Annotated in this window: 14 protein-coding genes; 10 read left to right on the top strand and 4 right to left on the bottom strand. The window is 59.5% G+C overall.

Annotated elements, in window-relative coordinates:
• Positions 1–57: 57 nt before the first annotated feature.
• The 6 genes from secY (at position 58) to rplQ (ending at position 4749) form a co-directional block, all read left to right on the top strand.
• The gene (secY, locus tag AAE029_RS25880) at positions 58–1398 is read left to right on the top strand and encodes a preprotein translocase subunit SecY (RefSeq protein ID WP_371075760.1); all 1341 of its coding nucleotides are present in this window, start codon (positions 58–60) and stop codon (positions 1396–1398) included.
• The gene (locus AAE029_RS25885; protein WP_371075761.1) at positions 1395–2045 is read left to right on the top strand and encodes an adenylate kinase; all 651 of its coding nucleotides are present in this window, start codon (positions 1395–1397) and stop codon (positions 2043–2045) included. Before secY ends, AAE029_RS25885 begins: the two co-directional genes overlap by 4 nt.
• A 223-nt stretch (positions 2046–2268) precedes the next feature.
• Positions 2269–2637, top strand: coding sequence for a 30S ribosomal protein S13 (rpsM, locus tag AAE029_RS25890; RefSeq protein WP_371075762.1), 369 nt, complete (start codon positions 2269–2271; stop codon positions 2635–2637).
• Between the two features lie 132 nt (positions 2638–2769).
• Positions 2770–3159, top strand: coding sequence for a 30S ribosomal protein S11 (gene rpsK / locus AAE029_RS25895; RefSeq protein WP_004118426.1), 390 nt, complete (start codon positions 2770–2772; stop codon positions 3157–3159).
• A gap of 105 nt (positions 3160–3264) precedes the next feature.
• On the top strand, positions 3265–4275 hold the full coding sequence (locus AAE029_RS25900) for a DNA-directed RNA polymerase subunit alpha (RefSeq protein WP_371075763.1): 1011 nt from the start codon (positions 3265–3267) through the stop codon (positions 4273–4275).
• A gap of 45 nt (positions 4276–4320) precedes the next feature.
• A complete protein-coding gene (rplQ, locus tag AAE029_RS25905; RefSeq protein WP_371075764.1) occupies positions 4321–4749 on the top strand; it encodes a 50S ribosomal protein L17 in 429 nt (142 codons plus the stop codon).
• 75 nt (positions 4750–4824) lie between these two features.
• Here the strand turns inward: rplQ and msrQ are convergent, their stop codons facing one another.
• Together msrQ and msrP are read right to left on the bottom strand one after the other, a co-directional pair.
• Positions 4825–5481, bottom strand: coding sequence for a protein-methionine-sulfoxide reductase heme-binding subunit MsrQ (gene msrQ / locus AAE029_RS25910; RefSeq protein WP_371075765.1), 657 nt, complete (start codon positions 5479–5481; stop codon positions 4825–4827).
• The gene (msrP, locus tag AAE029_RS25915; RefSeq protein WP_371075766.1) at positions 5481–6431 is read right to left on the bottom strand and encodes a protein-methionine-sulfoxide reductase catalytic subunit MsrP; all 951 of its coding nucleotides are present in this window, start codon (positions 6429–6431) and stop codon (positions 5481–5483) included. The genes msrQ and msrP overlap by 1 nt, the downstream gene beginning before the upstream one ends.
• A gap of 335 nt (positions 6432–6766) precedes the next feature.
• On the opposite strand from msrP, the gene ilvD reads away from it, so the two are divergent.
• Entirely contained in the window at positions 6767–8605 is a 1839-nt protein-coding gene (ilvD, locus tag AAE029_RS25920; RefSeq protein WP_371075767.1) for a dihydroxy-acid dehydratase, read from the top strand.
• Positions 8606–8709: 104 nt separating this feature from the next.
• Here the strand turns inward: ilvD and AAE029_RS25925 are convergent, their stop codons facing one another.
• Positions 8710–9114, bottom strand: coding sequence for a GFA family protein (locus AAE029_RS25925; protein ID WP_371075768.1), 405 nt, complete (start codon positions 9112–9114; stop codon positions 8710–8712).
• A gap of 85 nt (positions 9115–9199) precedes the next feature.
• Between AAE029_RS25925 and AAE029_RS25930 the strand changes: the two genes are divergently transcribed.
• A complete protein-coding gene (locus tag AAE029_RS25930; protein WP_371075769.1) occupies positions 9200–9661 on the top strand; it encodes a MarR family winged helix-turn-helix transcriptional regulator in 462 nt (153 codons plus the stop codon).
• Between the two features lie 24 nt (positions 9662–9685).
• Here the strand turns inward: AAE029_RS25930 and AAE029_RS25935 are convergent, their stop codons facing one another.
• Positions 9686–10045, bottom strand: a complete 360-nt coding sequence (locus tag AAE029_RS25935; RefSeq protein ID WP_371075770.1) for a lysozyme inhibitor LprI family protein — start codon at positions 10043–10045, stop codon at positions 9686–9688.
• 299 nt (positions 10046–10344) lie between these two features.
• On the opposite strand from AAE029_RS25935, the gene AAE029_RS25940 reads away from it, so the two are divergent.
• Positions 10345–11748 (top strand): DegQ family serine endoprotease, encoded by a 1404-nt coding sequence (locus tag AAE029_RS25940; protein ID WP_371075771.1) that lies wholly within the window; start codon positions 10345–10347, stop codon positions 11746–11748.
• On the top strand, positions 11745–13061 hold the full coding sequence (locus AAE029_RS25945; protein ID WP_371075772.1) for a replication-associated recombination protein A: 1317 nt from the start codon (positions 11745–11747) through the stop codon (positions 13059–13061). Before AAE029_RS25940 ends, AAE029_RS25945 begins: the two co-directional genes overlap by 4 nt.
• Positions 13062–13064: the final 3 nt, after the last annotated feature.

Here is a 13064-nt window from a genome sequence, read left to right on the forward strand (position 1 = left end):
ACTGATTCCGGGTCCGGCCGAGCCCCCACGCGCTGGAATTGGTAGGCGGAGAAATGCATGGCATCTGCAGCGGAACAATTGGCATCCAATCTCAATTTTTCGACCTTTGCCAAAGCCGAGGATCTGAAGAAGCGCCTATGGTTTACACTGGCTGCTCTCCTCGTCTACCGGCTGGGAACACATATTCCGCTCCCCGGCCTTAATCCCGAGGCCTATGCCCAGGCCTTCCGTGGTCAGGCCGGCGGCATTCTCGGCCTCTTCGACATGTTTTCGGGCGGCGCCGTGCAGCGCATGGCAATTTTCGCGCTCGGCATTACGCCCTACATTTCCGCTTCGATCATTGTCCAGCTGATGACCTCGGTCGTCCCAGCGCTCGAGAACCTCAAGAAGGAAGGCGAGCAGGGGCGCAAGATCATCAACCAATACACCCGTTACGGCACGGTGCTGCTGGGTGCGGTACAGGCCTATGCGATTTCTGTCGGTCTCGAGAGCGGTAACGGTCTGGTTGTCGATCCCGGCTGGTTCTTCCGCATTTCGACGGTCATCTCGCTGCTCGGCGGCACGATGTTCCTGATGTGGCTCGGCGAGCAGATCACTTCGCGCGGCATCGGCAACGGCATTTCGCTGATCATCTTCTCCGGCATTGCTGCCGGTCTGCCGACGGCGCTTGCCGGCACGTTGGAACTTGGACGGACCGGCGCACTTTCGACGACCTTGATTCTGGCTGTGCTCGTCGTCGCGGTTGGCGTCATCGCGCTCATCGTCTTTGTGGAGCGTGCGCAACGCCGGCTTCTGATCCAGTATCCGAAGCGTCAGGTCGGAAACCGCATGTTCCAGGGCGATACGTCGCACCTGCCACTGAAGCTCAATACATCGGGCGTCATCCCGGCGATTTTCGCTTCGTCGCTGCTGCTTCTGCCGGCGACGGTCGCGGGTCTCGGCAACACGACGGCCCTGCCGGCCTGGGCGACGTCGATCGTCGCTGCCCTCGGTCACGGCCAGCCGCTCTACATGCTGTTCTATGCTGCACTGATCGCCTTCTTCGCCTTCTTCTACACGGCTATCGTCTTCAACCCGAAGGACACGGCCGACAATCTGAAGAAGCATGGCGGCTTCATTCCGGGCATCCGTCCGGGTGAGCGCACCGCGGAATATATCGACTATGTCCTGACCCGTATCACGGTGATAGGCGCGATCTACCTGGTCTTCGTCTGTATCCTGCCGGAGATTTTGGTGTCGCAGACAGGTATTCCATTGTCCCTTGGTGGCACTTCGCTCTTGATCGTCGTCAGCGTAACGCTGGATACGGTGGCGCAGATCCAGGGTCACTTGATCGCGCAGCAATACGAGGGCTTGATCAAGAAATCGAAATTGAGGGGAGGAAAGAGGGGACGATGAGACTTATCCTTTTGGGGCCGCCGGGGGCGGGGAAGGGGACCCAAGCCCAGCGGATCGTGGAGAGACACGGGATTCCGCAGCTTTCCACGGGTGACATGCTGCGCGCGGCCGTGGCGGCCGGTACCGAAGTGGGCAAGCGCGCCAAAGCTGTCATGGATGCGGGTAATCTCGTCTCCGACGAAATCGTCAACGCCATCGTCTCCGAGCGCCTCGATGCGCCCGATTGCGCCAGGGGTTTCATCCTTGATGGATATCCACGCACGCTCGTTCAGGCAGATGCGACGGAAAGGATGCTGGCGGAAAAGAGGATGGAGTTGTCCGCCGTTATCGAAATCAAGGTGGACGACGCGGTTCTTGCCGATCGTGTTTCCGGACGATATACCTGCGCCAATTGCGGTGCCGGCTACCACGATACGAACCTGAAACCGAAGGTGGAAGGCGTTTGCGATCGTTGCGGTTCGACCCATTTCAAGCGGCGTGCCGACGACAATCGTGAGACTGTTGTGACCCGTCTGCAGGCCTATTACAAGGAAACGTCGCCGCTGATCGGCTACTACTATGCCAAAGGCAAGTTGAAGTCTGTGGACGGCATGGCCGATATCGACCACGTCACGGCTGATATTGAAGCTATCCTTTCGAAGCTTTAACGCTTTGAAATAAACTTGGCGGAGCCGGTTGCTTTTCTGCGCTGATTCCGCTAAACACCGCGCCAACTCGCGACATGTCCTGCGATCGGCGCGGATTTCCAGAAGGAAGTCCGGGTTCGGTCGTTTTGACGTGTTGAGAACCCTAGTTTTGAACGAGCGGCCTTTATGGCGGCATAACAGAAGCCTTTTGCCGGATGGCAACAGGAACGCAAGGAGAATAGGCGTGGCACGTATCGCTGGCGTCAACATCCCGACGGCAAAGCGCGTTGTAATTGCGCTTCGTTACATTCATGGGATCGGGCCGAAGTTTGCACAGGAAATCTGCGAGAAGGTCGGTATTCCGGCCGAGCGCCGTGTCCATCAGCTGACCGACGCTGAAGTCCTGCAGATTCGCGAAACCATCGACCGTGACTATCAGGTCGAAGGTGACCTGCGTCGCGAGACCGCAATGAACATCAAGCGCCTGATGGACCTTGGCTGCTATCGCGGCCTGCGTCATCGTCGCGGCCTGCCGGTTCGTGGTCAGCGTACCCATACCAATGCTCGTACCCGCAAGGGTCCGGCAAAGGCGATTGCAGGCAAGAAGAAGTAATCTCCGGGAAACCGGGTGAGGGAGGCTGGCGCATGCGCCGGCCTCTTTTGAGTTTGGCAAGGGACCTCATGAGGCCCCTTCCGGTGTAGCCGCTGGTATTACGGCGGTGAAGAGATCAACGAAAGGAATAGCATGGCCAAGGAAGCCGTCCGCGTTCGCCGTCGCGAGCGCAAGAATATCACGTCGGGTGTCGCTCACGTCAACTCGACCTTCAACAATACGATGATCACCATTACCGATGCCCAGGGCAATGCCATTGCCTGGTCGTCCGCTGGTGCGAAGGGCTTCAAGGGTTCGCGCAAGTCCACGCCGTTCGCCGCTCAGATCGCGGCTGAGGACTGCGCCAAGAAGGCCCAGGAACATGGCATGAAGTCGCTGGAAGTCGAGGTTTGCGGTCCTGGTTCTGGCCGTGAATCCGCTCTGCGCGCGCTCCAGGCTGCTGGTTTCATGATCACGTCGATCCGCGATGTGACCCCGATCCCGCACAATGGCTGCCGTCCGCGCAAGAAGCGCCGCGTCTGATCATCGCCACTCACGGCACCGGCTAATCGCAATAGAGCGTTTGTCCGGTGCTTCTCAAGCTCGGTTGCCACGATTGGATGGTGGCAACGAACGGAAGGCAAGACAATGATTCAGAAAAACTGGCAGGAACTGATCAAGCCGAACAAGGTCGATTTCGCCTCGAGCGGCCGTACCCGGGCAACGCTCGTCGCCGAACCACTGGAGCGCGGCTTCGGTCTCACCCTCGGCAACGCGCTTCGCCGCGTTCTGCTCTCCTCTCTGCGCGGCGCCGCTGTGACGGCCGTGCAGATTGACGGTGTGCTGCACGAGTTCTCCTCTATCCCGGGCGTCCGGGAAGACGTGACGGACATTGTGCTCAACATCAAGGAAATCGCCATCAAGATGGATGGTGACGACGCAAAGCGCATGGTGGTCCGCAAGCAGGGTCCCGGCGTCGTGACGGCTGGCGACATCCAGACAGTCGGCGATATCGAGATCCTCAACCCCGAGCATGTCATCTGCACGCTCGATGAGGGCGCCGAGATCCGCATGGAGTTCACCGTCAACAACGGCAAGGGCTACGTCCCGGCCGAACGCAATCGTGCGGAAGATGCCCCGATCGGCCTCATCCCGGTCGACAGCCTCTATTCGCCGGTCAAGAAGGTGTCCTACAAGGTGGAAAACACCCGCGAAGGACAGGTTCTCGACTACGACAAGCTGTCCATGACCATCGAAACCGATGGTTCCGTGACGGGTGAGGATGCCGTTGCTTTCGCAGCTCGCATCCTGCAAGACCAGCTTGGCGTCTTCGTCAACTTCGACGAGCCGCAGAAGGAAGCCGTTGAGGAAGCTGTCACCGAACTGGCTTTCAATCCGGCCCTCCTCAAGAAGGTGGACGAACTCGAACTGTCGGTCCGTTCGGCAAACTGCCTGAAGAACGACAACATCGTCTACATCGGCGACCTCATTCAGAAGACCGAAGCAGAAATGCTCCGCACGCCGAATTTTGGTCGCAAGTCGCTGAACGAAATCAAGGAAGTTCTCGCTTCCATGGGCCTGCATCTCGGCATGGAAGTGCCGGCATGGCCGCCTGAGAACATCGAAGATCTCGCCAAGCGATACGAAGACCAATATTAACCAATCAAACTGCAGGCGGATGCCTGCAAGTGAAGGAGAATAGCAATGCGCCACGCTAAAGCCGGCCGCAAGCTGAACAGAACCGCAAGCCACCGCAAGGCGATGTTCGCCAACATGGCTGCTTCGCTCATCACCCATGAGCAGATCGTCACGACCCTGCCGAAGGCGAAGGACCTGCGTCCGATCGTTGAGAAGCTGGTTACGCTCGGCAAGCGCGGCGACCTGCACGCCCGCCGTCAGGCGATCTCCCAGATCAAGGACGCCACCGTCGTCTCGAAGCTCTTCGACACGATCGCCTCGCGCTACGCCACCCGCAACGGCGGCTACCTGCGCATCATGAAGGCAGGCTTCCGTCAGGGCGACAACGCCGCTCTCGCCGTCATCGAATTCGTTGATCGCGACACGGCCGCCAAGGGCGCCGCCGACAAGGCCCGCGTTGCGGCGGAAGAAGAAGCAGCCGCAGCTGCTGCCTGATTCCACAAATCGCACCAATACGAAAAAGGCCGGACGAGCGATCGTCCGGCCTTTCTCTTTGTCGTTTCTTCCAAATTATGCCGCCCGCGATCTTTCCATCTCGGTCGGGCGACGCGCGGCCTTGCGGCGTTGCATCAGGATCGGCCGATAGGAGCGGTAAAGAAGCGCGGCCAGGAGAAGGCCGATATAGAAATATTGCTCGCCCGAGAGTACTTTTGTCGAAAGCGCATAATGCAGCACGCCGCAGGCAGCGATGATGTAGATCAGCCGGTGCAGCCAGATCCAGTTCTTGCCCATTCGGCGAATCGAGAAAGAGTTGGAGGTCAGCGCGAGAGGAAGCAGCATCGTCAGCCCCGCCATGCCGAACATGATGAATGGCCGGCGCAGAACGTCCTGGACGACGGCCTGAAGATAGAGTGCCTGGTCCAGGATCATGTAGACCGAAAAATGCATGAGCGCGTAGTAGAAGGTCAGCAGGCCGAGCGCGCGCCGGTAACGCAGGAAATTCCAGCCGAAAAGGTCCCGCGCCGGCGTTACCGCCAGCGTCAGGATGAGAAAGCGCAGTGTCCAGAGCCCGAGGAAGAGTTCGAAGGTCTTCACCGGATCGGCGCCGAGATTGCCCGTAGCGCCGAGATAGAACTGCCAGATAGCGGGGATGAGACCCACCGCATACAGCGCCCAGATGGACGCCGGTTGCCAGCGTTTTGGCAGGCTGAGGGAGAAAGCTGCCATCAGAAATTCGCTCTGAGATCCATGCCGGCGTAAAGGCTTGCCACTTCGTCGGCATAGCCGTTGAAGGGCAGGGTCGGCCGCCGATTGGCGCCGAAGAAGCCGCTGCTTTCGCCGATCCTGCGTTCGGTCGCCTGACTCCAGCGTGGATGGTCGACCGCCGGATTGACGTTGGCGTAGAAGCCATATTCCTGCGGATTAGCGACCTGCCAGGTGTTCTTCGGCTGCTGATCGGTCAGGGTGATGCGAACGATCGATTTGATGCCCTTGAACCCATATTTCCACGGAACGACAAGCCGGACGGGTGCGCCGTTCTGGTTCGGCAGGGTCTCGCCGTAGAGACCGACCGCAAGCAAAGTCAGAGGGTGACGAGCTTCATCGAGCCGCAGACCTTCGACATAAGGCCAGGGAAGAGGCTGGAAGAAGCCCGATTGGCCCGGCATTTGCTCCGGGCGCACCACGGTCTCGAAGGCCACATATTTGGCGCTGCCGAGCGGTTCCACCTTGTCGAGGAGAGATGCCAGCGGAAAGCCGTCCCAAGGAATGACCATCGACCAGGCTTCGACGCAACGCATGCGGTAGACACGCTCTTCCGTGGGAAATTCCTTGATGAGCTGTTCGATATCGAAAGTGCCGGGTTTCGACACCATGCCATCGACTTTGATCGTCCAGGGCAACGGCTTAAAATCGCCGGAATTTGCCGCCGGATCGGATTTGTCCATCCCGAATTCGTAATAGTTGTTGTAGGTCGTGATGTCCTTGAGCGTGGTCGGCTTCTCATCCACCGTGTATTTGCTCTTGATTGCGGTAAGTGCCGCAGCACTTGCCTTCGTTGCCCCATAGAGCGAGACGGCGCCCATGGTGGCGGCGCCGAGGAATTCGCGCCGGCGCATATAGACCTGGCGCGGCGTAATTTCCGATGCGGCGATTTTCGGCGGACGGTATGCGGGCATTTGCCAGATCCTCTTGGACGACGTGCGAAGTATGATCCTTGGGACAATCGCGTATATTGTCGCACGATTGTTTACGCCGGCGAAGCTGCCGCAAAAAGCCAATTTTTTGTGTTCAGCCGTGATGGAATAGACTGTAATAAAATGCTCTTTGCGAGCGTATTCGTCCGATGGCCACAAGCGCTCCGCCCCTGTGGCGTACCGGATTCCGGCCAGCTGGTAGTGACAGTCCGGCGCGATTGGACTAGGACAGTTCTAAAAAGCAGGGATTATCAGGCGATAGAGGCAGTAGCCAGCCCGTTCCCTTGCATATATTCCCAGACGTCGAGGAAGACACCATGCCAGCTTATCGTTCCAGAACCACGACCCACGGCCGCAATATGGCGGGCGCGCGCGGCCTTTGGCGCGCCACGGGTATGAAGGATTCGGATTTCGGCAAGCCGATCATTGCGGTGGTGAATTCCTTCACCCAGTTCGTTCCTGGCCATGTGCATCTCAAGGACCTTGGTCAGCTCGTTGCGCGTGAGATCGAGGCAGCCGGCGGCGTTGCCAAGGAATTCAACACCATCGCCGTTGATGACGGCATCGCCATGGGCCATGACGGGATGCTCTATTCGCTGCCTTCGCGCGAGCTGATCGCTGACAGCGTCGAATATATGGTCAACGCCCATTGTGCCGATGCCATGGTCTGCATCTCGAACTGCGACAAGATCACACCCGGCATGCTGATGGCCTCTCTCCGTCTCAACATCCCGACCGTTTTTGTCTCGGGTGGTCCCATGGAAGCCGGCAAGGTCGTCCTGCATGGCAAGACGCACGCGCTCGATCTGGTCGACGCCATGGTTGCGGCGGCGGACGACAAGATCAGCGACGAGGACGTCAAGGTCATCGAGCGCTCGGCCTGTCCGACCTGTGGTTCCTGCTCCGGCATGTTTACCGCCAATTCGATGAACTGCCTGACGGAAGCACTTGGCCTTTCGCTGCCCGGCAATGGTTCGACGCTCGCGACCCATGCCGACCGCAAGCGCCTTTTCGTTGAAGCGGGTCATCTGGTCGTGGACCTTGCCCGCCGCCACTACGAACAGGAAGACGCCAATGTCCTGCCGCGTTCGATCGCCTCGAAGAAAGCCTTCGAGAATGCCATGGCGCTCGATATCGCTATGGGCGGCTCAACCAACACCGTTCTGCACATCCTTGCTGCCGCCCACGAGGGAGAGGTTGATTTCACGATGGCAGATATCGACGCGCTGTCGCGCCGGGTGCCGTGCCTCTCGAAGGTCGCGCCTGCAAAAAACGATGTCCATATGGAAGACGTTCACCGCGCCGGCGGCATCATGTCGATCCTTGGAGAGCTGGACAAGGGCGGGCTCATCAACCGCGACTGCCCGACCGTGCATTCCGAGACGATCGGCGACGCCATTGATCGCTGGGATATCACGCGCACCAACAGCGAAACGGTTCGCAGCTTCTATCGCGCTGCTCCCGGCGGTATTCCGACCCAAGTGGCCTTCAGCCAGGAAGCTCGCTGGGACGAGCTGGACATGGACCGCCAGAACGGCGTTATCCGCAGTGTCGAGCATCCTTTCTCCAAGGATGGCGGCCTTGCCGTGCTGAAGGGCAATCTTGCGGTCGATGGCTGCATCGTAAAGACGGCGGGCGTCGATGAGTCGATCCTGAAATTCTCCGGCCCGGCCAAGGTTTTCGAAAGTCAGGACGCGGCGGTCAAGGGCATCCTTAGTAATGAGGTCAAAGCCGGCGACGTCGTCGTCATTCGCTATGAGGGTCCGAAGGGCGGTCCGGGAATGCAGGAGATGCTGTATCCGACGAGCTACTTGAAGTCGAAGGGCCTTGGAAAGGCCTGCGCCCTCATCACCGACGGCCGCTTCTCCGGCGGTACCTCGGGCCTGTCGATCGGTCACGTCTCCCCTGAAGCCGCAAACGGCGGCACGATCGGGCTCGTTCGCGAAGGCGATATGATCGACATCGATATTCCAAACCGCGTCATCAGCTTGCGCATTGACGACGCGGAACTGGCAGCCCGAAAGGCCGAGCAGGACAGGAAGGGCTGGCAACCGGCCGAGCCGCGCAAGCGCAACGTCACCACGGCATTGAAGGCCTATGCTGCCTTCGCCACCAGCGCGGATCGCGGCGCGGTGCGCGATCTCAACGGGAAATAAGCCTTTCGCATCGCACTGCGAAAGGTGTGACAAGCTGAATGAAGGCCGTCGCCGCGTGTGCGGCGACGGCCTTTTGGAAAGCGCCGATTGGCGTCCGCGTTGCTTCAGAGATGCCGTATCTCGTCCGGTTCCTCGAACCAGTTGTTGTGCCGCCCATCAAAATAGCGGACTGGAGCTTCGGCCAGCACAGAGGGATCGAGATCATCGAGGCAGGCGAGGTTGACGGAATAATAGGCGCCGCCGATCGCCTCGATATAGCCATGGCCGTAAGGTGCCACGCCGCAACGGGTGCAGAAGCGGTGATGGCTGGAAAGCGTTCCGAACTGATAATCGCCAATGCCGGCCTCCTCACAAAGAAGGCGGAAATCCTCCGGCTTGATCGTGGCTCCCCAGTAGCGGCGCTTCCAGCAAATCGAGCAATTGCACTTGCCGGTGCCAGCATCGATATCGATGTCTGCTTCGTAGCGGATCCTGCCGCAATGGCAGCTTCCCTGATAGGTTTTCTTCATTGTCTCACTCCCATTCTTCCTTTCTTGCGTTTACTCGATGAATATGACAATCTATTGTCATATTGTAAATTGACAGCTTGTTGTCATGACGAAATCGAATCGCACCCCAGAAGGCGATGCCTTCGCCGAGTTTTCGATATCCGTGCTTCGCCTGGCCGGGCACTTGACGGCGGAGGGCGACGCCCTCGCCAAGCCTGCCGGGCAGACGAGCGCGCGTTGGCAAGTGCTGGCCGCTGCCGACCACGCGCCGATGTCGGTCGCCGATGCGGCACGGGCCCTTGGTCTGGCGCGACAGGGCGTCCAGCGCATTGCTGATATCCTGGAAAGCGAGGGTCTCATCGCCTATCGGGCCAATCCGGCCCATCAGCGGGCAAAGCTCATGGAGCTTACACAGCAAGGAAGGGTCGCCCTCTCGGAAATTTCCAAACGCCAGGCGGTGTGGGCCAACCGCCTGGGAGCGGAATTTGGCGAAGGCCGGCTGAGGGATGCTGCGGTTCTGCTGAAGGATGTGATCGCAAGGCTCGCTCATTGTTCACACACCGATTGATCGGCGCGCGTCAAAGGAGGAGGTTCAAAGCGGCCGATTGATATTCTTGTAGATCTGGTCGAGTTGCCGCAAACGCGCGTCATAGGCCGCCTTGATGCAGGTGGTATCTGCCCCGCATGCCTGGCGCGTTTTTAGCCACGCAGTTTGCTCGTCCTGCATCGAACCGCGCGCGCCCATGGCAAGCAGACCGGAAAGCAGGTCGAAGGTTGTCACCATCTTCACATCGGCGTCGTTGAGTGCACGATTGTCGCAAATCGCTTTTTCGTCCGGTTTAAGCTCCTTGGCATCGCAGTCGAAGCTTGCGGCATGGGCGCCGTCGATGGACACAATGGTAATCGTCAGTACGATGATTACGCGACGGAGGCCAGCCGCTACATCTGTCATGTTCGCTCCATCTATGCACGTGTTCCTTTTGCGGCAGGAAGATGATGCATGGTGCCCATAAGGCAAGGATGAAATCACACTGCTTTGAGCTTGCGAGCCCGATTGCTGACCCGAGAAAAGGTTTGAGTGGTTCTCATTCTCGCAGCGAACAGCTGCGCCAGCCAAAATAAATTCCCGGAAGAAACTGGGCTTTTGCGGCCTTTGTCGTTGCCTTATTCTTCCATGCTTCCGCCCTCTTTTCTTTCTAGCGTCGCGCGCTACAACGTCTTCAAAAGAGAGAATTTTTAAGAAGGATTCCCATGCCAGGCTTGCTTAGACGCGCCTCCCTTCCAATCTTCGCTGCCCTGCTTGTCTTGCCGTATTCGGTCTACGCGCAGGCTGTAAAGACCGTGCCTCAGAGTCAGATGGAAATGCAGCTTTCCTTCGCTCCGCTCGTCAAGCAGACTTCAGGCGCCGTCGTCAACGTCTATGCCGAGCGGCTGGTGCAGCGGCAGTCACCCTTCGCCGGCGATCCCTTCTTCGAGCAATTCTTCGGCCAGCAGATGCCGAACCGGACCGAGAAGCAGGCTTCGCTTGGCTCGGGGGTTATTGTCGAGGCGAACGGAACCGTCGTGACAAACAATCACGTCATCGAGGGCGCCGATGATATCAAGGTTGCGTTGCCGGACGGGCGCGAGTTCCCTTGCAAAGTCATCCTGAAGGATGACAGGGTGGATCTCGCCGTATTGAAGATCGACGCCAAGCAAAACCTTCCGGCGCTCCCGATCGGCGATTCCGATGCGGTGGAGGTCGGCGATCTGGTGCTGGCAATCGGCAATCCCTTTGGCGTCGGCCAGACGGTGACGAGCGGCATCGTCTCCGCGCTTGCGCGCAACCAGGTGGTCAAGAACGAGTTCGGCTTCTTCATCCAGACCGACGCGTCCATCAACCCTGGCAATTCCGGCGGCGCCTTGATGAATATGAAAGGCGAGCTGATTGGTATCAACACCGCGATCTTCTCGCGCGGTGGTGGTTCGAACGGCATCGGCTTTGCCATCCCCGCCAATCTGGTCAAGGTTTTCCTTGCCGCTGCCGATCGTGGTGACAAGGGGTTCGAGCGCCCCTATGTCGGCGCCACCTTCGAGCCGGTAACCTCCGACGTTGCCGAAGCGCTCGGTCTCGACAAAGCGCGCGGGGCGCTGGTTGTGAAGGTGACGGAAAACAGTCCGGCCGCCAAGGCGGGCCTGAAGCCAGGTGAGGTTGTCACGGCCGTCAACGGCGTCCCCGTGGAGCATCCGGACGCGCTTCTCTATCGCCTGACGACGGCGGGCCTCGGAAACTCCGTCGATCTTGCCGTGGTGGAAAATGGCCATGAGGCAGAGATGAAACTGGCGCTAGGCCGCGCTCCGGAGACCTCGCCTCGCGATCAGCGTCTGATCGATGGCCACAATCCATTTGCCGGCGCTACTGTCGAAAATCTTTCGCCGCGGGTCGCGGATGAGTTGCGCATGCCGACCGATTCCAACGGTGTCGTTGTGTCCGGTGTCGAGGACGGCTCGCCGGCCTCACGCCTCGGCTTCGAGCCGCGCGACATCATCATTTCGGTGAACGGAACCAACGTGACCTCGACCAAGTCCCTTGTTGAGATTGCGGGCGAAGATCCCAGCTTCTGGCGCGTCGAGATCGAGCGCGACGGCCAGCGAATACGGCAGTTCTTTCGATGAGCGATGACCTTTTTGCACCGCGCATTCCGGAAGAGGTCGCCAACCGGCGGCCCCTCGCAGATCGGTTGCGGCCGCAGACGCTTGCTGATGTCACCGGCCAGTCACATCTGACCGGTGAGGACGGTGTGCTACGCCGGATGATTGCATCCGGCTCGCTCGGCTCGATGATCTTTTGGGGACCGCCCGGCACCGGCAAGACGACGGTAGCGCGGCTCCTCTCCGGAGAAGCGGGGCTGGCCTTTGAGCAGATCTCAGCGATTTTTTCCGGAGTCGCGGATCTGAAGAAGGTCTTCGAGGCGGCGCGCATGCGTCGTTTGAATGGCCGGCAGACGTTACTCTTCGTCGACGAGATCCACCGTTTCAATCGAGCTCAGCAGGACAGCTTCCTGCCTGTCATGGAGGATGGCACGGTCATCCTCGTGGGTGCCACGACGGAAAACCCGTCCTTCGAGCTCAACGCGGCGCTTTTGTCGCGCGCCAGGGTGCTGACATTCCGGCCGCATGACGAAGAAAGCCTCGAGGAGCTCCTGCAACGGGCCGAGAAGGCGGAAGGCAAGACGCTGCCTTTGACGGAGGATGCGCGCGCAAGCTTGATCCGCATGGCCGACGGCGACGGTCGTGCCGTACTGACGCTTGCCGAAGAGGTCTGGCGCGCGGCGAGAAAGGACGAAAGCTTTGATACCGAGGCGCTGACGGCGATCGTGCAGCGCCGCGCCCCGGTTTACGACAAGGCGCAGGACGGCCACTATAACCTGATTTCGGCGCTGCATAAATCCGTACGCGGTTCCGATCCCGATGCTGCGCTCTATTATCTCGCCCGCATGTTCGATGCCGGTGAGGATCCGCTTTATCTCGGCCGGCGATTGGTACGCATGGCGGTGGAGGATATCGGTCTGGCTGATCCGCAGGCATTGGTGATCTGCAATGCCGCCAAGGATGCTTATGATTATCTAGGGTCACCGGAAGGTGAATTAGCGCTCGCCGAGGCCTGCGTGTATCTCGCTACGGCGCCGAAGTCCAATGCGGTCTACACCGCTTTCAAGGCCGCCACGCTCGCCGCCAAGGAAAACGGTTCGCTCCTGCCGCCGAAGCATATCCTGAACGCCCCGACCAAGCTGATGAAAGGCGAGGGCTACGGGGAAGGCTATCGCTATGACCATGACGAGCCGGATGCCTTTTCCGGCCAGAACTACTTTCCAGAAAAAATGGGTCGCCAGACCTTTTACGATCCGCCGGAACGCGGCTTCGAACGCGAGATCAGGAAGCGCCTGGAGTGGTGGGCCAAGCTCAGGAAAGAGCGCAATCCGCGCTGATGT

It is taken from the genome of Sinorhizobium sp. CB7 (assembly GCF_041357635.1).
In the GTDB taxonomy this organism is placed as follows: domain Bacteria; phylum Pseudomonadota; class Alphaproteobacteria; order Rhizobiales; family Rhizobiaceae; genus Rhizobium.